Here is a 21255-nt window from a genome sequence, read left to right on the forward strand (position 1 = left end):
GTAGCCGAACCGGGCTCCGATCGGTTAGCGTTGGCCCATGAGTGTGGCAGTAAAAGTCGCGAGCAGTTGGATCAATGGTGCCTCGGTGGAGACCTCCGGGGAAACCCACCAGATCATCGACCCGGCAACGGGCAAATCGGTCTCCGAGTACAACCTGGCCACCGCGGCCGACGTGGACACCGCCGTCGCCGCTGCACGCGCCGCATTTCCCGCGTGGGCGGGCGCAACCCCGGCCGAGCGTTCGGCCGTTCTGGCGAAGCTGGCCAAGCTGGCCGACGAGCACGCCGAGCAGTTCGTGGCCGAAGAGGTCAGCCAGACCGGCAAACCCGTCCGCCTGGCCACTGAGTTCGACGTACCCGGCAGCGTCGACAACATCGATTTCTTTGCCGGCGCGGCCCGGCACCTCGAAGGCAAGGCGACCGCCGAATACTCCGGTGACCACACGTCGAGCATCCGCCGCGAGGCCGTCGGTGTGGTCGCGACCATCACCCCGTGGAACTACCCGCTGCAGATGGCCGTGTGGAAGGTGATCCCGGCACTGGCCGCGGGCTGCGCCGTGGTGATCAAACCCGCCGAGATCACGCCGCTGACCACACTGACCCTGGCCAGGCTGGCCAGCGAGGCCGGTCTGCCCGACGGGGTGTTCAACGTCGTCACCGGATCGGGTGCCGAGGTGGGCACCGCGCTGGCCGGGCACCGCGACGTCGACGTCGTGACGTTCACGGGCTCCACCGCGGTCGGCCGCAAGGTCATGGCCTCCGCGGCCGTCCACGGCCACCGCACCCAGCTGGAACTGGGCGGCAAGGCCCCGTTCGTGGTGTTCTCTGACGCCGATCTCGACGCCGCCGTCCAGGGCGCGGTGGCCGGTGCGCTGATCAACACCGGACAGGACTGCACGGCCGCGACACGCGCCATCGTCGCCCGCGAGCTCTACGACGACTTCGTCGCGGGCGTCGCCGAGGTGATGGGCAAGATCGTCGTCGGCGATCCGCACGATCCCGACACCGACCTCGGGCCGCTGATCTCGTACGCGCACCGCGACAAGGTGGCGGGCATGGTGGCGCGGGCGCCGCAGCAGGGCGGACGCGTCGTCACCGGCGGTGAGGCTCCCGATCTGCCCGGCGCGTTCTACCGCCCGACGCTGATCGCCGACGTCGACGAGTCCTCCGAGGTGTACCGCGACGAGATCTTCGGCCCGGTGCTCACGGTGCGCTCGTTCACCGACGACGACGACGCGCTGCGCCAGGCCAACGACACCGAGTACGGTCTGGCGGCCTCGGCGTGGACCCGCGACGTGTACCGCGCGCAGCGCGCCTCACGCGAGATCAACGCGGGCTGTGTGTGGATCAACGACCACATCCCGATCATCAGCGAGATGCCGCACGGCGGTGTCGGTGCGTCGGGCTTCGGCAAGGACATGAGCGACTACTCGTTCGAGGAGTACCTCACCATCAAGCACGTGATGAGCGACATCACGGGTGTGGCCGAAAAGGAATGGCACCGCACCATCTTCAACAAGCGATAGCGCCGAGACGACGGTTTGTGGTGTGGAAACGCGGTTTTCCCGCCACAAACCGTAGTGTCGGCGGTCGTGGAAGGCGGCGCGACCGAGCGTTATCGTCTGAAGTGTGACCACCGCCGCGCGGACGGACCAGTTCGAGGCGCTGCGACCCCACCTCTTGGCGGTCGCCTACCGCTTGACGGGGACCTACGCCGACGCCGAGGACATCGTCCAAGAGGCGTGGATCAGATGGGCCGGCCAGGAGGCGCCCATCGAAAACCTCCAGGCCTGGCTGACCACCGTCGTCAGCCGCCTCGGCCTGGACCGTTTGCGATCGGCCGCGCACCGTCGTGAGTCCTATTACGGTGAGTGGCTGCCCGAACCCGTGGTGACCGGCATCGACGGCAACGATCCGCTCAACGCCGTGGTGGCGGGTGAGGACGCGCGCTTCGCGGCGATGGTGGTGCTCGAACAGCTCAGCCCCGACCAGCGCGTCGCGTTCGTCCTGCACGACGGCTTCGGCGTGCCGTTCCCCGACATCGCCGACGTCCTCGGCGTGAGCGCGGCCTCGGCGCGGCAACTGGCATCGCGGGCGCGACGCGCGGTCGCCGACGCTCCACCGCCGGTCGACGACAACACCCACAACGAGATCGCTGGGGCGTTGATGGCGGCGCTGGCCGCGGGCGACATGGACGGCGTCGTGCGCCTGCTGCACCCGGACGTCACGTTCACCGGCGACTCGAACCGCAAGGCGCCGACGGCGCCGCGCGTCATCCACGGGCCCGAGAAGGTCGCGCGGTTCCTGTTCGGGCTCGCGCGACGCTACGGGCCGAACTGGTTGGCCGGCGCGCAATTGGCCCTCATCAACGGCGAACTGGGCACCTACACCCCGGGTGCGCCCGCGGGGGACGGGTATCCCGAACTGCTGCCGCGCATCACCGCGATGACGGTGCGCGACGGCAAGGTCTGTGCGGTGTGGGACGTCGCAAATCCCGACAAGTTCACCGGTTCACCACTCGGCGCCGCGGTCAGACGCCCATGATGCCCGGCGACCGGGGAAACCTGGGCCAGACGTTCGGCTGGATCGTGAACCGCGGCATGGACAAGATGCGTCACCGCGAGGCGTTCGAGATCGGGGAGCCGACCGCTGCCGACTTCACGGGCTTCGAGCGTCACCGCCAGATCCTGCTGGTGACGTTCAAACGCTCCGGTGAGGCCGTGCCCAGCCCCATCAACCACGGCGTCGCGGACGGCAAGCTGTACGTGCGCACCGAGGCGTCGACCGCGAAGGTCAAGCGAATCCGCAACAATCCCAACGTGATCGTCGCGCCGTGCACCCTGCGGGGCAGGCCCAGCGGGCCGGTGGTCGCGGGCACCGCGCGCATCCTGGGAGAGTCCGAGCACGCGCGCGCCGACGCCGTGATCGAGGCCAACTGGAGCCTGCCGATGAAGCTGTTCGAGCGCACCCTCGACAGGGGCAGTCGAACCTTCGGTGTGCCAATGGCTTACATCGAGATCAGCCCTGCTGGGCCCACGGGACCCGGCACGCATCCCCCGAGCTGAAGCCCTGCTCGGTGATGCCGAGTGCCGAATACATGCGCGCACGCATGTTCTCCACACCGATCTGGTAAGTCAGCTCGATCACGCCATCGTCGCCGAAGCGCCTGCGCAGGTCGGCCACCTGTTCGTCGGTGACGGCGTGCGGGTCGGTGGTCATCGCGTCGGCGTAGGCGATCGCGGCGCGCTCGTCCTCGTTGAACGACGGTGAGGTGGCGTAGTCGTCGATGTGCTTCAGCCGCTCGACGTCCAGATTCTCCAGCCGCATCAGCATCGAGCCGAAGTCCACGCACCACGAGCAGCCCACCGTGCGGGCCGTCCAGAACACCGCGAGCTCACGGACACTGGCGGGCAGCTTCTTCGACCCGCCCTGCAGCAGGCCCTCGTGCACGGCGTTGGCGAGCAGCAGCCGCGGATGGTGCGCCGCCACCGTGAACGGTTCGGGCACCTCGCCGAAGCGCTTCTTGGCGTAGCGGTACATCAGCCGGGTCAGCAGACCGGCCTGTTGCGGGGGAAGGGGAGCGATTCTCGTCTTCGTTTCGGTCATATCTGTCAGACGAGGCAGCGCCGCAGAGTGTGACAGGGATGTGGGACAGGACCCCGAAACGAGTGTTGGCTTGTGTTCCAGATCCGGAAGGATCCTGGTACACAAGCCAACACTCGACGATAAGAAACTCAGCGCGCGAACATCAGCGCGCGCTTTACCTCCTGGATCGCCTGGGTCACCTGGATGCCACGCGGGCAGGCCTCGGTGCAGTTGAACGTCGTGCGGCAGCGCCACACCCCGTCGACCTCGTTGAGGATGTCGAGACGCTCGGCGGCGGCCTCGTCACGCGAATCGAAGATGAACCGGTGCGCGTTGACGATCGCGGCCGGACCGAAGTACGAACCCTCGCTCCAGTACACCGGGCAGCTCGTGGTGCAGCAGGCACACAGGATGCACTTGGTGGTGTCGTCGTAGCGGGCGCGGTCGGTCGGGCTCTGGATGCGCTCCTTGGTGGGCGGGTTGCCGCTGGTCACCAGGAACGGCTTGACGGCACGGTAGGCGTCGAAGAACGGCTCCATGTTCACCACCAGGTCCTTCTCCACGGGCAGGCCGCGGATGGGCTCGATGGTGATGGTGAGCTGCTTGTTGGGGTTCTTCGGCAGCATGTCGCGCATCAGCACCTTGCACGCCAACCGGTTGACGCCGTTGATCCGCATGGCGTCCGAGCCGCACACGCCGTGCGCGCAGGACCGGCGGAACGTCAGCGTGCCGTCCAGGTACCACTTCACGTAGTGCAGCAGGTTGAGCAGACGGTCGCTGGGCAGGCACGGAACCCGGAAGCTCTGCCAGCCTGCGGCGTCGGGGTTCTCGGGGTTGAACCGTGCGATCTTGAGGGTGACCATCACGGCGCCCTCGGGCACGGGCGGCAGCTCGGGGTCGCCGGCTTCCGGCTTGTCTATGACGGGTGCACTCATATTCAGTACTTCCGCTCCATCGGCTCGTACCGGGTCTGGACGACGGGCTTGTAGTCCAGCCGGATATCGGACAGCAGGTCGGTGCCCTGCTTGTAGGCCATGGTGTGGCGCATGTAGTTGGTGTCGTCGCGGTTGGGGTAGTCCTCGCGCGCGTGTCCGCCGCGGGACTCCTTGCGGTTGAGGGCGCCGACGACGGTCACCTCGGCAAGCTCAAGCAGGAAGCCAAGCTCGATGGCCTCCAGCAGGTCGCTGTTGTAGCGCTTGCCCTTGTCGTGCACCGTGATTCGCGAGTAGCGCTCCTTGAGCGCGTGGATGTCGGTGAGCGCCTGCTTGAGCGTCTCCTCGGTGCGGAACACCGCGGCGTTGTTGTCCATGGACTGCTGCAGCGCACCGCGGATGTCGGCGACGCGCTCGTTGCCGTGCTCGGACAGGATGTCACCGACCCAGCCGACGACCATCTCGGCCGGGTTCTCGGGCATGTCCACGAAGTTGTGGTTCTGCGCGTACTCGGCCGCGGCGATGCCGGCGCGGCGGCCGAACACGTTGATGTCCAGCAGCGAGTTGGTGCCCAGACGGTTGGCGCCGTGCACCGACACACACGCACACTCGCCCGCGGCGTACAGGCCGGGGATGACGTTGGTGTTGTCGCGCAGCACCTGGCCGTGGACCGTGGTCGGGATGCCGCCCATGACGTAGTGGCACGTCGGGTACACCGGCACGAGTTCCTTGACCGGGTCCACACCGAGATAGGTGCGGGCGAACTCGGTGATGTCGGGCAGCTTGGCCTCGAGCACATCCTCACCGAGGTGGCGCACGTCGATGTAGACGTAATCCTTGTTCGGTCCGGCGCCGCGGCCTTCGAGGACCTCGAGCACCATCGAGCGGGCCACGATGTCGCGCGGCGCGAGGTCGACGATCGTCGGCGCGTAGCGCTCCATGAACCGCTCGCCCTCGCCGTTGAGCAACCGGCCGCCCTCGCCGCGCACGGCCTCGGAGATCAGGATGCCCAGGCCGGCCAGGCCCGTCGGGTGGAACTGGTGGAACTCCATGTCCTCCAAGGGAAGTCCCTTGCGGAAGACGATGCCCAGGCCGTCACCGGTCAGCGTGTGGGCGTTGGAGGTGGTCTTGTACATCCGGCCCGACCCGCCCGTGGCGAACACGATCGCCTTGGCGTGGAAGACGTGGATGTCGCCGGTGGCCAGTTCGTAGGCGATGACGCCGGTGGCGACCGGACCCGCCGGGGTCTCGGTCAGTGCGATGTCGAGCGCGTAGAACTCGTTGAAGAACTCGACGTCGTGCTTGACGCAGTTTTGGTACAGCGTCTGCAGGATCATGTGGCCCGTGCGGTCGGCGGCGTAGCAGGCGCGGCGCACCGGGGCCTTGCCGTGGTCACGGGTGTGCCCGCCGAAGCGGCGCTGGTCGATGCGGCCCTCGGGGGTGCGGTTGAACGGCATCCCCATCTTCTCGAGGTCGAGGACCGCGTCGATGGCTTCCTTGCACATGATCTCGACGGCGTCCTGGTCGGCGAGGTAGTCGCCGCCCTTGACGGTGTCGAAGGTGTGCCACTCCCAGTTGTCTTCTTCGACGTTGGCCAGCGCGGCACACATGCCGCCCTGCGCCGCACCGGTGTGGCTACGCGTGGGGTACAGCTTGGTCAGCACCGCGGTGCGTGCCCGCGGGCCTGCCTCGACGGCCGCCCGCATGCCGGCGCCGCCTGCGCCGACGATGACGACGTCGTAGCGATGTTCCTGAATCATCCTGCGTCCTTTATGAAATATTCGCGTCGAAGGTGACCAGTACGTAGCTGCCCAGCACCAACGTGAAACCGGTCGCCAGCAGCAGAAGCGAGTTCAGCCAGAACTTCGTGACGTTCTTGCGGGCGTAGTCACCGATGATGGTGCGCATGCCGTTGGCGCCGTGGATCATTGCCAACCAGAGCAGGGCCATGTCCCAGATCTGCCAGAACGGCGAGGCCCAGCGCTCTGCGACGTAGTTGAAATCGATCCGGTACACGCCGTCCTGCCACATCAGCATGATGAACAGGTGGCCGAGCGCCAGGAACACCAGCGCGATACCGGAGAACCGCATGAACAGCCAGGCGTACTTCTCGAAGTACGGGATGCCGCGAGGCTTGCGTGGCGCGCGCGGGTGATCGAGCGCGGCCGGGCGATCGTGCTCACGTTCCATCACGGGCGCCGGGCGCCCCAGGCGGGATTCGCCTGCCCCTGGCGCGCTCACAGGAACCGCTCCACCATGTGCATACCGATAACTCCCACTGCTGCGATGAAGATCACCAGGAAGAGGCCGGCGATGACAGCCAGCATCTGCCGCTGGTAGCGCGGGCCCTTGGCCCAGAAGTCGATGAGGATGACGCGGATGCCGTTGAGTGCGTGGAACAGCACAGCGGCGACCAGGCCGATCTCCATCAGGCCGACGATCGGGGTCTTGTACGTCTCGATGACCTCGTTGTAGGCCTGCGGGCTCACGCGGACCAGGGCGGTGTCAAGAACATGGACAAAAAGGAAAAAGAAAATCGTGGCACCGGTAATGCGGTGCAAGACCCAAGACCACATCCCCGGATCACCGCGATAAAGGGTGCGCCGGCGTGTCTTCTTGGGTTGCGGAGCCGGTACCTCCGTCTGCGTACTCATCGGTCCCTCCAACGCCATCGGTGGATGTCTGGGGACCGGTCTGTCGACTAGCCCCAAACCATCGGGGCGAACTCTAATCCCCTTTGTAGACCTGAACGAACTACGGTGTAGCGGTTTGGCGGGTTAACCAGGGCAAAGTTAGGCTTACCTATCCTTATTGCGAGACCGCGAGCGGGAGTTTTCGGAATGCATTCAGAACGGGGCCGGTGAAATCGACATGAACGCAAACGTGAATTGGAATGCCCTGCGCAGCAAGGCAATCGAGGTCTCTCGGCACGCATATGCGCCCTATTCGGGCTTTCCGGTCGGTGCGGCCGCGCTGGTCGACGACGGCCGGACGGTGACCGGATGCAATGTGGAGAATGTCTCATATGGTCTAGGTCTCTGTGCCGAGTGCGCTGTGGTCTGCGCCCTCCATTCCGGAGGCGGCGGACGCCTCGTGGCGCTGTCCTGTGTGGGCCCCGACGGAGGCGTTCTGATGCCGTGTGGACGCTGCAGGCAGGTGTTGCTCGAACACGGCGGACCCGAGTTGCTCATCGATCACGCGCACGGGCCCCGGCCGCTGCGCGAACTGCTTCCCGACGCCTTCGGGCCCGACGATCTCGGGCGCCGCTAACGTCAAGCGGTTCAAGGACTCCGGGCGTGCGACCCGCCGTCACGCGGTTACCGACGAGTAAGTTCGTGGGTCAGTAGGATCCGGGTATCGACGCGCCAACCATCATCCGAACCAAACGCGACGGCGGTGTGCTGTCCGACGACGCCATCGACTGGGTGATCGACAACTACACCCGCGGCCGGGTCGCCGACGAACAGATGTCGGCGCTGCTGATGGCGATCTTCCTGCGCGGCATGACGCCGGGCGAGATCACCCGCTGGACAGCGGCCATGGTGAACTCGGGGGAGCGGTTCGACTTCACCGATCTTGAACGTGACGGCAGGCCACTGGCTTTGGTCGACAAGCACTCGACCGGCGGCGTCGGCGACAAACTCACCATCCCGCTGGTGCCCGTGGTGATCGCGTGCGGCGCCGCCGTGCCGCAGGCCGCCGGACGCGGACTCGGCCACACCGGAGGCACCCTCGACAAGCTCGAAGCAATCCCGGGGTTCAGCGCCGAGCTCACCAAAACCCAGATCCGCCAACAGCTTTGCGAGGTGGGGGCGGCGATCTTCGCCGCCGGTGAGCTCGCTCCCGCAGACCGCAAGATCTACGCACTGCGCGACGTCACGGCCACCACCGAATCCCTGCCCCTGATCGCCAGCTCCATCATGAGCAAGAAACTCGCCGAAGGTGCGCGTGCGCTGGTGCTCGACGTCAAGGTCGGGCGCGGGGCGTTCCTCAAGACCGAGGCGGAATCCCGCGAGCTCGCTCGCACCATGGTCGAACTCGGCAACGACTACGGCGTGCCCACCCGTGCGCTGCTCACCGACATGAACCGGCCGCTCGGGCTCTCGGTGGGCAATGCGGTCGAGGTCGCGGAATCCCTCGACGTCCTCGCCGGCGGCGGGCCTGCCGACGTCGTCGAGCTGACCATGGCGCTGGCGCGCGAGATGCTGGCCGCAGCGGGCATCGACGGTGCCGATCCCGCCGAGACGCTGCGCGACGGGTCGGCCATGGATCGCTTCCGTGCCCTCGTCGCCGCCCAGGGCGGCGATCTCAGCCGGCCGCTGCCGATCGGTGCGGCATCCGAGACCGTGACCGCGCCCCGCGGCGGCGTGATGGGCGACATCGACGCCATGGGGGTGGCGATGGCCGCCTGGCGCCTGGGCGCCGGGCGTGCGCAGCCCGGTGAACCCGTCCAGCTCGGCGCCGGGGTGCGGCTGCACCGCCGGCCGGGGGAGCCTGTCGCTGCCGGCGAGACACTCTTCACGCTCTGCACCGACACCCCGGATCGGCTGCCGGCCGCGCTCGGCGAACTCGACGGCGCCTGGTCTGTCGACGACGCGGCGCCGCAAGAACTGCCGCTGATCATCGACCGCATCGACTAGGTCCGCGAGCGCCATCCGGCCGACGGCGCATTTCGACCGACGCCGATCACCCCCGGCCGGCCCCACCGCGAGCGTGCGCCGAGTGCTGACAAGACACGGCGTGCCGGGCCGCAGACATGCACGGTCGCGGTGCCGTGCCGCAGCCTCAAGCCAGAGACACTCTTACCTTTCACCCGGATGATGGAAGGCATGAGTACGCCGCTGAGTTTGGAGAAGATCACCCACGCCCCCAAGGCCCTGCTACACGACCATCTCGACGGCGGGCTGCGCCCGGCCACCGTGCTCGACCTGGCCGGGCAGGTGGGCTACGACAACCTTCCCGCCTCCGACGCCGACGAACTGGCGACGTTCTTCCGCACGGCCGCGCACAGCGGATCGCTGGTGCGGTACCTGGAACCGTTCGCGCACACCGTCGGCGTCATGCAGACACCCGAGGCGCTGCACCGGGTCGCGTTCGAATGCGTGGAAGACCTCGCGGCCGACAACGTCGTGTACGCCGAGGTCAGGTTCGCCCCCGAACTGCACATCGACGGCGGCCTGTCGCTCGACGACGTGGTCGACTCGACCGACGCCGATCACCCCCGGCCGGCCCCACCGCGAGCGTGCGCCGAGTGCTGACAAGACACGGCGTGCCGGGCCGCAGACATGCACGGTCGCGGTGCCGTGCCGCAGCCTCAAGCCAGAGACACTCTTACCTTTCACCCGGATGATGGAAGGCATGAGTACGCCGCTGAGTTTGGAGAAGATCACCCACGCCCCCAAGGCCCTGCTACACGACCATCTCGACGGCGGGCTGCGCCCGGCCACCGTGCTCGACCTGGCCGGGCAGGTGGGCTACGACAACCTTCCCGCCTCCGACGCCGACGAACTGGCGACGTTCTTCCGCACGGCCGCGCACAGCGGATCGCTGGTGCGGTACCTGGAACCGTTCGCGCACACCGTCGGCGTCATGCAGACACCCGAGGCGCTGCACCGGGTCGCGTTCGAATGCGTGGAAGACCTCGCGGCCGACAACGTCGTGTACGCCGAGGTCAGGTTCGCCCCCGAACTGCACATCGACGGCGGCCTGTCGCTCGACGACGTGGTCGACGCGGTGCTGGCGGGTTTCGCCGACGGTGAGAAGGCCTCGGCCGCGGCCGGCCGCACGATCGTCGTGCGGTGCCTGGTGACCGCGATGCGCCACGCCGCACGGTCCCGTGAGATCGCCGAACTGGCGATCCGGTTCCGGGACAAGGGCGTGGTGGGCTTCGACATCGCCGGCGCCGAGGCCGGTTACCCGCCGTCGCGGCATCTCGACGCGTTCGAGTACATGCGAAGCAACAACGCACGCTTCACCATCCACGCCGGCGAGGCGTTCGGGCTGCCGTCGATCCATGAGGCCATCGCGTTCTGTGGTGCCGACCGGCTGGGGCACGGGGTGCGCATCGTCGACGACATCTCCGAACTACCCGACGGCACGCAGCAGCTCGGCAGGTTGGCATCCCTGTTGCGCGACAAGCGGATCCCGCTGGAGATGTGCCCGAGCAGCAACGTGCAGACCGGCGCGGTCAAGAGCATCGCAGAGCATCCGTTCGACCGGCTGGCGCGGCTGCGGTTCCGCGTCACGGTCAACACCGACAACCGGTTGATGAGCGACACCACCATGAGCCAGGAGATGCACCGCCTGGTCGAGGCGTTCGGCTACGGCTGGTCGGACCTGGAGCGGTTCACCATCAACGCGATGAAGTCCGCGTTCATCCCGTTCGACCAGCGCCTCGCGATCATCGATGAGGTGATCAAGCCGCGGTATGCGGTGCTCGTCGGCTGAGCGCGGCCCGCTACTCCTGACGGAGCCGGGACTCCACGAACCGCACCAGGGACTCCCACTGCTCGACGGCCTTGGCGTACGGCGCGTCGGGGGCGTCGTGGTTGTCCGGTTCCAGGACGTGCGCGACGAACGCGCCGAGCGGCTGGTCGGTGCTCAGCGTCTCGTCGACGGTCTTGTCCTCGGAGTAGTCGCTGACATCGCGCAGCAACTCCACCGCGAGTTCGAGCTGATCGCGGTCGATCGCCTCGGGCCCGTCGGCGATGTCGTCGGCGATACCGCTGAGCACGTAGACGTTCTCGTCGGTGACCTCGACGCGCAGCGATCCGTCGGTGGCCGCGGTGCGGATGTCGTCGTAGGTCGCGAGGTCCGACAGGTCGTGGTCGTGCTCGTCGGCGAGGTAACGCGCCAGGGTGCGCTCGGACGGGAACACGCTGATGCGGCCGTTGCGGCCCAGGAACACGGGCTGGTCGTCGAGGTAGCAGCGCAGCGTGTAGAAGGTGCCGGTGCCGGTCATGATGCGGACCGGGTCGATGCCGACCTTGAGCCAGAAGTCCTCGTCACCGCCGAGCACGCCGGTGCCAGCGGTCGCGGGCGCGACGACGGCGTCATCGTCATCGTCGTCGGATTCGTCGGTGTCGGCTTCGGTGTCGGCCTCGGCATCTTCGGTGTCCTCGACCGCGATGTCCTCGTCGTCCTCTTCGGGCGCGGGCTCGTCGAGTTCGGCTTCGGCCTTCTTGACCGCGGCCGCGTCGATGTCCTCGGGGATCGCGACGATCTCGTCGATCGCGTCGACCACGCCGTCCCAGCCGCGCAGGATCACGGTTTCGATCTCGCCCCAGCGCTTGCGGCCGCTGCGGCCGCTGAACGCCTCGATGCCGCCGCCGACCGTCGACAGCACGGGGTTGCCGTTGAAGAACCTGTTGACGGCGGCCAGGTCGCACACCGAACCGATCGACGCCGCGATCGCCAGCGTCCGTCGCAGCGCCTCGACCGAATCCTCGGTCGGCTTCTCCGCGACGACCTCGGGCACGCCGACCAGGTCGTAGTGGCGGTCCTCGGCCGGGTCGAGTTTGTGGGCGTTGGCCTCGGTCAGCTTCTCCCACGCCGGATGGTCGGTGAGGTCGTTGTCGCTGTTGGTGCGGACGAATGCGACCAGGTCGGCCACCGTTTCGAAGGCGAACAGGTCCTCGTCCTTGCCGAGAAATGCCTCCCACTCGTCGCCGGCGTCACGCCAGCGCGGAGCCCACAGTGTGTAGAGGTCGCCCTTGGTCAGCCCAAGCCGGACCGGCACGATGTCAGCAGCCATGCGGCACAGCCTAACGGCGTACCCCTGATGCCCAGTCAGGTTGCCTGCTGTTTCGAGGCGCCGCTGGTCCGAATCAGTCTTCGAGCCCGGCAACCAGGCCGTCGAGCACACGCCGGCGTGACCCGGCGTCGGAGCGTTCGGACTGGTCAGCGCGCAGCCGCGCCAGCTCTTCGGCGACCGCCTCCAGCGTCTGCAGGCGCGCCCGCGCCTGCGCCGTGATCTCCTCGAACGGTCCGCTCATGCCGTGGGCCGCCAGAACCCTTGGAACCCCTGCCCGGCGTTGGTGGTGCGGATGGGGGAGAGCTGCACGGGATCACCCGCCTCGATCATGGTGTTCGGTCCGACGATCATCGCGACGTGCCCGTCCCACACCGCGAGGTCCCCGGGTCGCAGCGCGTTGGCGGCGACCGCCGCGCCGATGTCCTGCTCCTGCGCCAGCCGCGGGATGTTCAGACCCGCTTCGCGATAGGCCCACTGTGTCAGCCCACTGCAGTCCAGTCCCACCCCCGGTGTGGTACCGCCCCAGTGATACGGCACACCCAGTTGCGTCAGCGCATGCCGCACGGCGCTGGCCGCCACGGCATTCGGGGCCATCGTGGTGCTGCCGTCGGGAAGTCGCACCGCGACACCGTCGCCGAACATCGCGGCATCCGGTGTGTCGAGCAGGCCGCCCGGGGCGGCCTCGGGCGCCGAGAAGGCGGGCGCGAATGCCGACGGCGAGCCCGAACCGAGGTTCGGTCCGAGCCCGGAGAACCCGCTCGCGCGCATCGCCGGTACCGCACCCGAGAAGCCTGCCGGCACTGCGACGGGTGCCGATGTGACCGTCCCGGCGTGCCCGTCGAGTTCGGCGCGCAGTTCCTCGATGACGGCAAGGGCCTCACGCAGGGCGCGCTGGGCCTCGGCCACAAGCTCTTCGGCGACGCCCGGTTCGTCGAGTCGGGGCTCGAGGGCGGCCGCGCGCTGTTCGAAGGCTTCGATGACGGCGTCCAACCGCGCCTGCGCACGCGCGACCGCGGTCCCGGCCTCGCGTGCGACGCCGCTGAGCATCCCGGCGCGATCGGCCAGTGCCCGCGCGGTGGCGGCGGTGACGGCGGAGAACTCGCCGGCCGCGTCGGAGGCCGTGCCCGCCCACCCGTCGGAGACCCGCGCCCACGATGCCGCGGCCGCTGCGGCGAGGTCGGTGAGCGCGCTCCGCACGGAAGACAGCGCCGCGACGGGCGCATCGGTCGCGACCCAGCCCGGCCCCACCAGCGTCCGCAGATCGTGCAGCGGTGCGGCGAGTGCGTGAACCAGTGCGCCCGGCATACGGACCTACAGGAGCGCCGCGGCGTGGTGTCCGGCGGCGTCGTAGGACGCGGCGTTGCGCTGCGCCGTCACACCGGCCTGACCGATTTGTTCGCCCAGCGCGGCAACGGCTTTGGCTTGGGCGTCCAGCGCGTCGAGGAAGACGGCCACAAACCGGTCAGCGGCCGGGCCGAGGCTGGGCAGTTGTGATGGCAGCGTGCGCAACACCGCCGCCAGGGCGGCGAGGTCGGCGGTGTGCGCGGCGCATGCGGCACCGTGCGCGCGGATGGTGCCGGTGTCGGCGAACAGAGCGAGCATGACGTTATGACGCACGGCAGCGCCGTTCGGTTCCGCTGCCGTGCGTTTTCGTCAGCCCGCGACCCGCCGGTCCTTGCGTGCCTGGAGTTCGTCGTCGTCGACGAAGGCGAGCATCGGTTGGCCCGGCGCGCACATCATGGTCACGGTGAAGCGGACCGGGATGTCGCTGCGGTTGTTGCCGTCCTGGTAGTGGATGACGTCGCCGCCGGGCTCCCAGAACGCTTCACCGGCGCGCACGACGCGCGGCGGTTCGCCTTCGAGTTCGAACAGCATCTCGCCTTCCAGCACGTAGCCGAACGCGGGTCCGGAGTGGCGGTGCGGGGGAGAGCCGGGGTCACCGGGCGGGAATTCGACCACGATGGTCATGGCGTGCGCGCCTTCGGGGAAGTGTGGCGCATGCACCTCCTGCACCACGGTGATCGCGGTCTTCCATGCCTCGCTTCGGGTGGTGTTGCCGGACATGACGGTCTCCTCTCAGACGGCTGCGCCGCCGCCGTCGGCGTGCAGGGTGGACCCGGTGATGAAGCTCGCGCGCGGTGAGCACAGGAACAGCACCGCGTGGGCGATCTCCTCGGGCTGCGCGGTGCGGCCCAGCGGCAGGGCTTTGCCCAGTTGTTCGTTGGTGTCGCCCCATTCGGCTTCGACCCCTTCGGTCCGGGTCGGCCCGGGCGCGACGCTGTTGACGCGGACCCCGCGCGGACCGAACTCGGCGGCCCATGTGCGGGTGAGGGATTCGACGGCGGCTTTCGACGCGCTGTAGGTCGAGGCGCCCGCGACGCCCTTGGACGCGACCATCGACGTGACGTTGACGATGCTGCCCCGGCCGCGTGCGAACATGCCGGGAGCCAGTTGGGCCACCAGGAAATACGTTCCGCGCACGTTGGTGTCGAAGGTGCGCTCGTAGGAGGCGATGTCCTGCTCGACGGTGAGCGCGCCGGGGAAGCTCGCGGCGTTGTTGACGACGATGTCGGCCGTATCACATTGTTCGGCAAGCGCGTTGACCGACTGCAGATCCGACAGGTCGGCCTGCACGAATCGCACGTTGTCGCCGAGTTCGGCGGCTGCGGCCGCGCCGCGGTCGGCATCACGGCCGGTGATGGTCACGCGGGCGCCTTCTCTGGCCAGCAGGTCGGCGCACGCGCGGCCGATGCCCGCGGTGCCTCCGGTGACCAACGCGTGGTATCCGCTGAGTTGCATGTGTTCCTCTCGTGATCAGGCGGCGCAGTCCGCGCTCGCCTGGGTGTTGTCGGTGACTTCGGTGTCCTGGTTGAGTGCCGCGTCCTCGGTGAGTGCGGCACGCAGGCGCTGACGCGCACGGGCGATCCGCGACATCACGGTCCCCACCGGAATTCCCATCAGCACAGCGGTTTCGGCGTAGGTGAAGCCCTCGATGTCGGCGTAGTACACCACCGTGCGGAACCCCTCGGGCAGCGCATCGAGTGCCGTGCGCACATGCGCGTCGGGAATCGTGTCGAGCGCCTCGTCCTCGGCCGATCGCCATCCCAGGCTCACGTGCAGCGCGCCCGCCGCGAGGTCACCGTCGGTGACCTCGTCGACGCAGAACGTCGCGGGGCGTCGCTGCGTCATGCGGTGTGTGCTGATCCACCTGTTGTGCATGATGCGGAACAGCCAGGCGCGCAGGTTGGTGCCGGGGCGGAACCGGCGGAATCCGACGTAGGCGTTCAGCAGAGCATCCTGCACCAGATCCTCGGCGTCGGCCTCGGTGCGGGCCAGCCGGCGCGCAGTGCGAAGCAGAGAGGGCTGGTAGGGCATGGCGTCGCGGATGAACCGCGCGGTGAGTTCGGCCTCCGATTCCAGGTCATCCAGGTCCGGTGGCAAGGTCATGAGAATCCCCGATCTCGCTCGTGTGCAGCGCTGTGTGGGGCTGCCATCTCAGGCTCGTCGCTCCACTTCGAAAGCGGACCCTTGAAAACCCGTGGTTCGTGGGCCGTGGGTGCGCAACTGCCTGCGTGAGGTGATGCCGAGCTTGACGAACACCTTGCGCAGGTGCCATTCCACGGTGTGGGGGCTGATGAACAACTGCGCGGCGATTTCCTGATTGGTCAGTCCCCGCGCGGCCAGGCCCGCGACCTGGGTCTCCTGCGCGGTCAACTGCTCGCCCGAACGGCCCGGCACCCTGCGGGCCGTAGGGCCCGCGGCGACCAGTTCGCGGCGTGCCCGTTCGGCGAATGCCTGTGCGCCGATCCGGACGAACACCTCGTGGGCGGCGGTGAGCTCGCGGACGGCGTCGGGCCGTCGGTTGGCACGACGCAGCCATTCCCCGTACCGCAGCCGGGCGCGTGCCGCCTGCACGGTGAGCCGCGTGCGCTCGTAGTGCTCGATGGACTCCCGGTGCAGACCGTCGGCGCGCCGGCCGCTCGACAGCAGTGCCCGGCCGCCGGCCAGCGCCGCCGCGGCCCACGCGGTGCCGGCCTGCGTCGTGCGTTCCTCCAGCAGGTACAGGGCCTCGGTCGCCGAGTCGCGTTGACCGCACCGCGTACCCGCCTCGATCAACTCGACGAGCGTGCCGCCGTGGAACCCGAGATCCTCGTACTCGCAGGCCTGCTGGGCCGCGGCGAACGCCTGTTCGTAGTGCCCGAGACCGTTGTTGAGCACGGCCACGGCATGGCCGGCGACGCCCACCGCACGGCCCGCGCCGAGCCCCTCGGTCAGACGCGTCGTCTCGGCGACGTCACCGCGCCAGGCCGCGAGCATTGCCGCGTGTGCGCCCCGGTCCGATGCCTCGGCGAGAAGCTCTGCCGCGGAGGAGAATTCACCACACTGCAGGTGCAGTCCAGCACGGAAGGCGAGGGCCTCGGGCAGCAGCGCGAGCGCGCCGGAATGCCGAACGTCCTGCAGCAGCGCTGTCGACGCCGTATGCCACGCGTCGTCGTCCCAGCAGTCTGCGACGGCGGCCTCCAGCAGCATCGGAACCGTCGGCCACAACGAGGCCGGTGATACCGAGAGGGCGCGTCGCAGGGGTCCGATGGCCGACGGTCCGCACGCGATACGCGTGGCCAGCGCGTCGAGCAGCAGGTCGCCGGCCTCGTCCCGGGCGGTAGCGGACCGGGCGGATTCGGCGGCCTCCTTGAGGATGTGCGCCTCCCCGCTGCGGCCCGCGGAGATCGCGGCGGCAAGGGCGTCGCGATGGACCTCGCAGGCCGCGCGGGTGTCCAGCGCGCCGAGGCCGTGCGCGACATCGAGAAGTGCCGAGGCCGGCCCGTCGTCGAGGAGGAGACGCAACCGTGTGGCCAGCGCGCGCTGGGCCGCGCCGAGGGGTCCCGCCTCGGCGATGCCGAGCAGGTCGAGCGACGTACTGTGTTCACCGGCAACGTATTTCGCCTCGGCCGCGGCGAGTGCGCGCGCGGCCCGCCGCGCCGGATCGGCCGTCAGCGCCGTCGCACGCTCCCAGAACGCGGCCGCGGCCACCACGCCGCCGGTGTCCCGTGCGGAAACCACCGCCTCCTGCAGTTGCGTCGCCACGGTCTCGTCGGGACCGTTCGCGGCATTGGCGGCGTGCCAGGCGCGCCGCGCCGGATCCAGCGTGGCGTCGGTGGCCTGCGCGAGCGCACGGTGCACCGTGCGTCGCTCGTCGAGACGCGCCGTCCGGTAGATCACGGTCCGCAGATAGGGTTCGCGGAACCACACGCGGGCTCCCATCTCGACCAAGCCGGCCGTCTCGGCCGGTGCGAGGGCCCGCAAACCGATTCCGAGGATGTCCGCGGCCCGCGCGAGCAGCAGGGGATCGCCCGTCGGTTCGGCCGCGGCGACCAGCAGCAACCGGCGTGTCGGCTCCGGAAACTCCGAGGTCACACCGGGATTCGTCAACGCGAGCCGCATCCGCGGGTTGGTGAAGCCGCCGGCGACCTCGGCGGCCGCGAACGTCGCGGGCAACGCGTGCAGGGCCCGCGGATTGCCTCGGGTCTCGCCGACGATCCGGTCGCGCACCCGCGGATCGATGGGTCCGGGCAGCAACGCGTCGAACAGTTCACCGGCCTCGCAGTCGTTGAGCCTGCCGACCGTCAGTTCGGGCAGGCCCGGCAACGCGGTGCCGCAGCGCACCCCGAACAGCAACGCCAGCGGCGCGTCCGGCAGGCGGCGCGCCACGAACACCAGCGCCTGCAGCGATGCGTCGTCGACCCACTGTGCATCGTCGACGATGCACAGCACCGGTTTTGCGGCGGCCGCGGCCGCCATCAGTTCGACCACCGCGAGGCCCACCAGGAATCGATCCGGCTGCGGGCCAGGACCGCGGCCGAAGGCCACGGTCAGCGCCTGCTGCTGCAGGTCCGGCAGCCGCTTGAGGTGATCCAGCAGCGGGGCACACACCTGCTGTAGGGCGGCGTAGGTGAGGTCCATGTCGGACGCGACACCCCTGACCCGCACCACCTGCGCATCGGCAGAGCCGGTCTGCTCGTCGAAAAGCCAGTCGAGCAGGGCGGTCTTGCCCACCCCGGGTTCGCCGCGCAGCACCAGGGCCCGGCCGGATCCGGACCGCAGGTCGGCACACACCTGTCGCAGTGCGCCGCGTTCGGTGGCCCGCCCGATCAGGTGTCGTTCCCCGCGTTGTGTCATCTGCTCGTCCACCTCTCGTGTCATCAGGTAGACCGGCCGGACCGGTGATCTGTGACAGCCCGCCACCGTGGGATGCGTCACGCCGATCGCAGCCGGGACACGGCCTGGTGTGTTTGACTTCAGGCCATGGATCCGGCACCCAGTTCGGCGTCCGATCCGGCGTGGACGGAACTCTCGGAAGCGGAAGCGGTCTTCACCCGGGTGCGGCCGCGCCTCTTCGGTGTCGCCTACCGGATGACGGGTACGGTCGCCGAGGCCGAGGACGCCGTGCAGGAGGCGTGGTTGCGGTGGCAGGACACCGACCGCGCAGCGGTGACGGACCCCGTGCCGTTCCTGATGACGGTGGTGACGCGGATCTGCCTCAACGTGCTGCAGTCCGCGCGGGCGCGCCACGAAACCTACATCGGCCCGTGGCTTCCCGAACCGGTCGACACCACCGCCGACCCGGCGCTGGGCGCCGAGCGGGGCGCGGCGCTGGAACTCGCGACGCTGATGTTGCTCGAGCGCCTGGCACCGCCGGAACGCGCCGCCTACATCCTGCGTGAGGCGTTCGACTACCCGTACGAACAGATCGCCGAGACCGTCGGTGTGTCGGTGCCCAACGCCAGGCAGCTCGTGAGCCGCGCACGGCGACGTCTCACGACACGGCGCGCGGCGCCGGTGGCCACCGCCGAACAGGACCGTCTGCTGCGGGCTTTCGTCACCGCGGCGCGAAGCGGCGACCTCGACGCGCTCGAGGAGATCCTCGCCGAGGACGTGGTGAGCCACACCGACGGCAACGGCGTGCGCAACGCCGCGCAGATCCCGGTGGTCGGCCGGACGACAGTCGCCAAGTTCGTGCGTGCCTTCCGCAACCGGCTGTGGTCCGGCGCGAGCCTGCGGTGGATCACCGCGAACGGCCGCTCCGCGGTGCTCGTCGTCCACAACGATTCTCCCGCCGCGTTTCTCACCGTCGCCGCGTCGGCCGACGGGATCCACCGGCTGTTGTGGGTGCTGGCTCCCGAGAAGCTCGCGGGAATCGCGCGGGCCCAGGGACGCTGATCACTCGACGAGCTTGCCGGCCGACGACACCTCACGCATGCGTGTTGAGATGTCGTGGGGGACATCGGCGATCGCCTCGTGGGAGATCTGACCCGGTGCCGACCACACCAGGTTGACCCGCAGCCGCTCGTCGAGGTCGGGGTGATCGGAGCGGTTGTGGCAACCCCTGGTCTCCCGGCGTTCCCGTGCTGCCTCCAACGTTGCACGCGCCGCCAGGATCCCGCTCTTGAGGTCGAAAGCATGCGCCAGATCGTGGAATCCGGCGATGTCGGGATGGACCGCGATGTCGGACAACTGCGCCTCGACGTCGTCGAGTTTCTCCAACCCGACGTTCAGACCGTCCTCGTCGCGGATCACGCCGGCGTGCTCGGTCATCAGGTTGCGCACCGCGCGCTGCAGGTACCGCACGGTCTGCGAGCCGCGGGCGCACAGCATCGCGTCGATCTCCTCGCGGGCATCCGATATCGCGGCGGGGCAGCGTTGTTGGGCAAGCAGGCGATTGGAGTAGGCGGCCGCGGCCCGGCCCACGATCTTTCCGTACACCAGCAGCTCGATGAGCGAGTTGCCGCCCAGCCGGTTGGCCCCGTGCAGACCGCTCGCGGCCTCGCCCACCGCGTACAGGCCCACCACGTCGGTGCTGTGGTCCTCGGCGCGCACCCACACACCACCCATCGAGTAGTGGGCCGTCGGCGCGATCTCCACCGGGGTGGTGGTGATGTCGAGCAACTGCAGCTCCATGAGTGTCTGGTAGACGCGCGGCAGGCGCTGCATGATCTGCGTGCGGGGCAGGTGGGACACGTCCAGCCACACGCCGCCGCGCGGGGTGCCGCGGCCCTCCTTGATCTCGGTGTAGGCCGCGAGCGCGACGCGGTCGCGCGTCGAGAGTTCCATGCGGTCGGGGTCGTAGCGCGCCATGAAGCGCTCGCCGAGCGCGTTGCGCAGGATGCCGCCCTCGCCGCGCGCGGCTTCCGAAACCAGGGTGCCTGCCGAGTCTTCCGGTTCCAGCAGGCCCGACGGGTGGAACTGCACCAGCTCTGGGTCGCGGATGCGGCCACCGGCCTCAACCGCCAGCCGGAACGCGTCCCCGGTGTTCTCGTCGCGCCGCGAAGAGGTGTGCCGCCAGATGCGGGTGTGGCCACCGCACGCGAGGATCACGGCGTCGGCGTGGATGGTGTGACGCGTACCGTCACGAAGGTCGAAACCGTACGCGCCGAAAATCACGTTGTCGCGGACCAGAAGTCGGGTGATGTACACGGAATCCAGTACGGGAATGGCGAGTTCGGCGGCACGTCCGACCAGGGTGCGCTGCAGTTCCAGCCCGGTGTAGTCACCGGCGAACGCGGTGCGGCGGTAGGTGTGGGCGCCGAAGAAGCGCTGCGAGATGCGGCCGTCGCGTTCGCGCGCGAACGCCATGCCCCACCGTTCCAGATCGGCGATCGACTCCGTGGCGTGTTCGGTGACGGTCTGCACCGTGACCGGGTCGGCGAGCAGATAGCTCTCGGTGATGGTGTCGGCGGCGTGCTGCTGCCAGCTGTCCTCGGGGTCCATCGTGGCCAGTGCGGCGTTGATCCCGCCCGCGGCGAGCGTGGTGTGCGCGTCGGCCTTGGGCCGCTTGCCGACCACCAGCACATCGATTCCGTGTTCGGCCAGTTCGATCGCGGCGCGCAACCCCGAACCGCCGGTGCCGATGACGAGCACTGCGGTGGAGATCTGCCGGGCGGGGTCTTCGGTTCTCATCTTCGGGAGAACGCCGGGGTCACCATCGAGC

20 protein-coding genes and 2 pseudogenes are annotated in these 21255 nt (G+C 68.9%); 8 read left to right on the forward strand and 14 right to left on the reverse strand.

What is annotated here, in order from left to right; genetic code table 11:
* Nucleotides 1-37: 37 nt before the first annotated feature.
* The 3 genes from AT701_RS08580 to AT701_RS08590 all read left to right on the forward strand — a co-directional run bounded on the left by AT701_RS08580 (nucleotide 38) and on the right by AT701_RS08590 (nucleotide 3064).
* Nucleotides 38-1525, forward strand: a complete 1488-nt coding sequence (locus AT701_RS08580) for a gamma-aminobutyraldehyde dehydrogenase (RefSeq protein WP_014877153.1) — start codon at nucleotides 38-40, stop codon at nucleotides 1523-1525.
* A gap of 103 nt (nucleotides 1526-1628) precedes the next feature.
* A complete protein-coding gene (locus AT701_RS08585; protein ID WP_003893073.1) occupies nucleotides 1629-2543 on the forward strand; it encodes a sigma-70 family RNA polymerase sigma factor in 915 nt (304 codons plus the stop codon).
* Complete coding sequence (locus AT701_RS08590) at nucleotides 2543-3064, forward strand: PPOX class F420-dependent oxidoreductase (RefSeq protein WP_058125655.1); 522 nt, start codon at nucleotides 2543-2545, stop codon at nucleotides 3062-3064. Before AT701_RS08585 ends, AT701_RS08590 begins: the two co-directional genes overlap by 1 nt.
* Here the strand turns inward: AT701_RS08590 and AT701_RS08595 are convergent.
* The 5 genes and pseudogenes from AT701_RS08595 to sdhC form a co-directional block, all read right to left on the reverse strand.
* A pseudogene (locus AT701_RS08595) lies at nucleotides 3018-3629 on the reverse strand (carboxymuconolactone decarboxylase family protein); the annotation flags it as partial. The gene AT701_RS08590 and the pseudogene AT701_RS08595 sit on opposite strands and share 47 nt — an antisense overlap.
* Nucleotides 3630-3733: 104 nt before the next feature.
* Entirely contained in the window at nucleotides 3734-4519 is a 786-nt protein-coding gene (locus AT701_RS08600; protein WP_003893076.1) for a succinate dehydrogenase iron-sulfur subunit, read from the reverse strand.
* A 2-nt stretch (nucleotides 4520-4521) separates the two neighbouring features.
* Complete coding sequence (sdhA, locus tag AT701_RS08605) at nucleotides 4522-6276, reverse strand: succinate dehydrogenase flavoprotein subunit (protein WP_058125657.1); 1755 nt, start codon at nucleotides 6274-6276, stop codon at nucleotides 4522-4524.
* Nucleotides 6277-6286: 10 nt separating this feature from the next.
* Nucleotides 6287-6706 (reverse strand): succinate dehydrogenase hydrophobic membrane anchor subunit, encoded by a 420-nt coding sequence (locus tag AT701_RS08610; RefSeq protein WP_228096443.1) that lies wholly within the window; start codon nucleotides 6704-6706, stop codon nucleotides 6287-6289.
* A 47-nt stretch (nucleotides 6707-6753) separates the two neighbouring features.
* Nucleotides 6754-7170, reverse strand: a complete 417-nt coding sequence (gene sdhC, locus AT701_RS08615; RefSeq protein WP_011727812.1) for a succinate dehydrogenase, cytochrome b556 subunit — start codon at nucleotides 7168-7170, stop codon at nucleotides 6754-6756.
* A gap of 217 nt (nucleotides 7171-7387) precedes the next feature.
* On the opposite strand from sdhC, the gene AT701_RS08620 reads away from it, so the two are divergent.
* The 4 genes and pseudogenes from AT701_RS08620 (at nucleotide 7388) to AT701_RS08635 (ending at nucleotide 10963) form a co-directional block, all read left to right on the forward strand.
* On the forward strand, nucleotides 7388-7786 hold the full coding sequence (locus AT701_RS08620; RefSeq protein WP_014877157.1) for a cytidine deaminase: 399 nt from the start codon (nucleotides 7388-7390) through the stop codon (nucleotides 7784-7786).
* 128 nt (nucleotides 7787-7914) lie between these two features.
* Nucleotides 7915-9156 carry a thymidine phosphorylase gene (locus tag AT701_RS08625; RefSeq protein ID WP_058125658.1) on the forward strand — a complete coding sequence of 414 codons (1242 nt, stop codon included), beginning with the start codon at nucleotides 7915-7917 and terminating at the stop codon, nucleotides 9154-9156.
* A 189-nt stretch (nucleotides 9157-9345) separates the two neighbouring features.
* Nucleotides 9346-9720, forward strand: a pseudogene (locus tag AT701_RS08630) (amidohydrolase family protein); the annotation flags it as partial.
* Nucleotides 9721-9874: 154 nt separating this feature from the next.
* On the forward strand, nucleotides 9875-10963 hold the full coding sequence (locus tag AT701_RS08635) for an adenosine deaminase (protein ID WP_058125659.1): 1089 nt from the start codon (nucleotides 9875-9877) through the stop codon (nucleotides 10961-10963).
* A 10-nt stretch (nucleotides 10964-10973) separates the two neighbouring features.
* On the opposite strand, the gene satS is transcribed toward AT701_RS08635, so the two are convergent.
* The 8 genes from satS to AT701_RS08675 form a co-directional block, all read right to left on the reverse strand.
* Complete coding sequence (gene satS, locus AT701_RS08640) at nucleotides 10974-12269, reverse strand: protein export chaperone SatS (protein ID WP_058125660.1); 1296 nt, start codon at nucleotides 12267-12269, stop codon at nucleotides 10974-10976.
* 73 nt (nucleotides 12270-12342) lie between these two features.
* Nucleotides 12343-12510 (reverse strand): hypothetical protein, encoded by a 168-nt coding sequence (locus AT701_RS35230; protein WP_058125661.1) that lies wholly within the window; start codon nucleotides 12508-12510, stop codon nucleotides 12343-12345.
* On the reverse strand, nucleotides 12507-13574 hold the full coding sequence (locus AT701_RS08650; RefSeq protein WP_058125662.1) for a C40 family peptidase: 1068 nt from the start codon (nucleotides 13572-13574) through the stop codon (nucleotides 12507-12509). Before AT701_RS08650 ends, AT701_RS35230 begins: the two co-directional genes overlap by 4 nt.
* 6 nt (nucleotides 13575-13580) lie before the next feature.
* Complete coding sequence (locus AT701_RS08655) at nucleotides 13581-13871, reverse strand: hypothetical protein (protein WP_081319428.1); 291 nt, start codon at nucleotides 13869-13871, stop codon at nucleotides 13581-13583.
* 51 nt (nucleotides 13872-13922) lie between these two features.
* Nucleotides 13923-14333, reverse strand: coding sequence for a cupin domain-containing protein (locus tag AT701_RS08660; RefSeq protein WP_011727828.1), 411 nt, complete (start codon nucleotides 14331-14333; stop codon nucleotides 13923-13925).
* Between the two features lie 12 nt (nucleotides 14334-14345).
* Entirely contained in the window at nucleotides 14346-15068 is a 723-nt protein-coding gene (locus AT701_RS08665) for an SDR family NAD(P)-dependent oxidoreductase (protein ID WP_058125663.1), read from the reverse strand.
* Nucleotides 15069-15083: 15 nt separating this feature from the next.
* A complete protein-coding gene (locus tag AT701_RS08670) occupies nucleotides 15084-15716 on the reverse strand; it encodes a sigma-70 family RNA polymerase sigma factor (protein ID WP_011727830.1) in 633 nt (210 codons plus the stop codon).
* A 48-nt stretch (nucleotides 15717-15764) separates the two neighbouring features.
* Nucleotides 15765-18470 carry a helix-turn-helix transcriptional regulator gene (locus AT701_RS08675; RefSeq protein WP_174519575.1) on the reverse strand — a complete coding sequence of 902 codons (2706 nt, stop codon included), beginning with the start codon at nucleotides 18468-18470 and terminating at the stop codon, nucleotides 15765-15767.
* A 102-nt stretch (nucleotides 18471-18572) separates the two neighbouring features.
* Here AT701_RS08675 and AT701_RS08680 point away from each other — a divergent pair, with 102 nt between their 5' ends.
* Nucleotides 18573-19487 (forward strand): RNA polymerase sigma-70 factor, encoded by a 915-nt coding sequence (locus AT701_RS08680; RefSeq protein ID WP_058125664.1) that lies wholly within the window; start codon nucleotides 18573-18575, stop codon nucleotides 19485-19487.
* Here AT701_RS08680 and AT701_RS08685 read toward each other — a convergent pair whose 3' ends face one another.
* Nucleotides 19488-21224 carry an L-aspartate oxidase gene (locus AT701_RS08685; protein ID WP_058125665.1) on the reverse strand — a complete coding sequence of 579 codons (1737 nt, stop codon included), beginning with the start codon at nucleotides 21222-21224 and terminating at the stop codon, nucleotides 19488-19490.
* Nucleotides 21225-21255: the final 31 nt, after the last annotated feature.

Source organism: Mycolicibacterium smegmatis (assembly GCF_001457595.1).
In the GTDB taxonomy this organism is placed as follows: Bacteria; Actinomycetota; Actinomycetes; order Mycobacteriales; family Mycobacteriaceae; genus Mycobacterium; species Mycobacterium smegmatis.

Coding starts and splice junctions, on each gene's coding strand:
- AT701_RS08680 (WP_058125664.1), top strand. CDS start 18,573: ATGGATCCGGCACCCAGTTCGGCGTCCGATCCGGCGTGGACGGAACTC.
- AT701_RS08590 (WP_058125655.1), top strand. CDS start 2,543: ATGCCCGGCGACCGGGGAAACCTGGGCCAGACGTTCGGCTGGATCGTG.
- sdhA (WP_058125657.1), bottom strand. CDS start 6,276: ATGATTCAGGAACATCGCTACGACGTCGTCATCGTCGGCGCAGGCGGC.
- AT701_RS08610 (WP_228096443.1), bottom strand. CDS start 6,706: ATGGAACGTGAGCACGATCGCCCGGCCGCGCTCGATCACCCGCGCGCG.
- AT701_RS08670 (WP_011727830.1), bottom strand. CDS start 15,716: ATGACCTTGCCACCGGACCTGGATGACCTGGAATCGGAGGCCGAACTC.
- AT701_RS08675 (WP_174519575.1), bottom strand. CDS start 18,470: ATGACACGAGAGGTGGACGAGCAGATGACACAACGCGGGGAACGACAC.
- AT701_RS08635 (WP_058125659.1), top strand. CDS start 9,875: ATGAGTACGCCGCTGAGTTTGGAGAAGATCACCCACGCCCCCAAGGCC.
- AT701_RS08665 (WP_058125663.1), bottom strand. CDS start 15,068: ATGCAACTCAGCGGATACCACGCGTTGGTCACCGGAGGCACCGCGGGC.
- satS (WP_058125660.1), bottom strand. CDS start 12,269: ATGGCTGCTGACATCGTGCCGGTCCGGCTTGGGCTGACCAAGGGCGAC.
- AT701_RS08655 (WP_081319428.1), bottom strand. CDS start 13,871: ATGCTCGCTCTGTTCGCCGACACCGGCACCATCCGCGCGCACGGTGCC.
- AT701_RS35230 (WP_058125661.1), bottom strand. CDS start 12,510: ATGAGCGGACCGTTCGAGGAGATCACGGCGCAGGCGCGGGCGCGCCTG.
- AT701_RS08600 (WP_003893076.1), bottom strand. CDS start 4,519: ATGAGTGCACCCGTCATAGACAAGCCGGAAGCCGGCGACCCCGAGCTG.
- sdhC (WP_011727812.1), bottom strand. CDS start 7,170: ATGAGTACGCAGACGGAGGTACCGGCTCCGCAACCCAAGAAGACACGC.
- AT701_RS08685 (WP_058125665.1), bottom strand. CDS start 21,224: ATGAGAACCGAAGACCCCGCCCGGCAGATCTCCACCGCAGTGCTCGTC.
- AT701_RS08660 (WP_011727828.1), bottom strand. CDS start 14,333: ATGTCCGGCAACACCACCCGAAGCGAGGCATGGAAGACCGCGATCACC.
- AT701_RS08650 (WP_058125662.1), bottom strand. CDS start 13,574: ATGCCGGGCGCACTGGTTCACGCACTCGCCGCACCGCTGCACGATCTG.
- AT701_RS08580 (WP_014877153.1), top strand. CDS start 38: ATGAGTGTGGCAGTAAAAGTCGCGAGCAGTTGGATCAATGGTGCCTCG.
- AT701_RS08620 (WP_014877157.1), top strand. CDS start 7,388: ATGAACGCAAACGTGAATTGGAATGCCCTGCGCAGCAAGGCAATCGAG.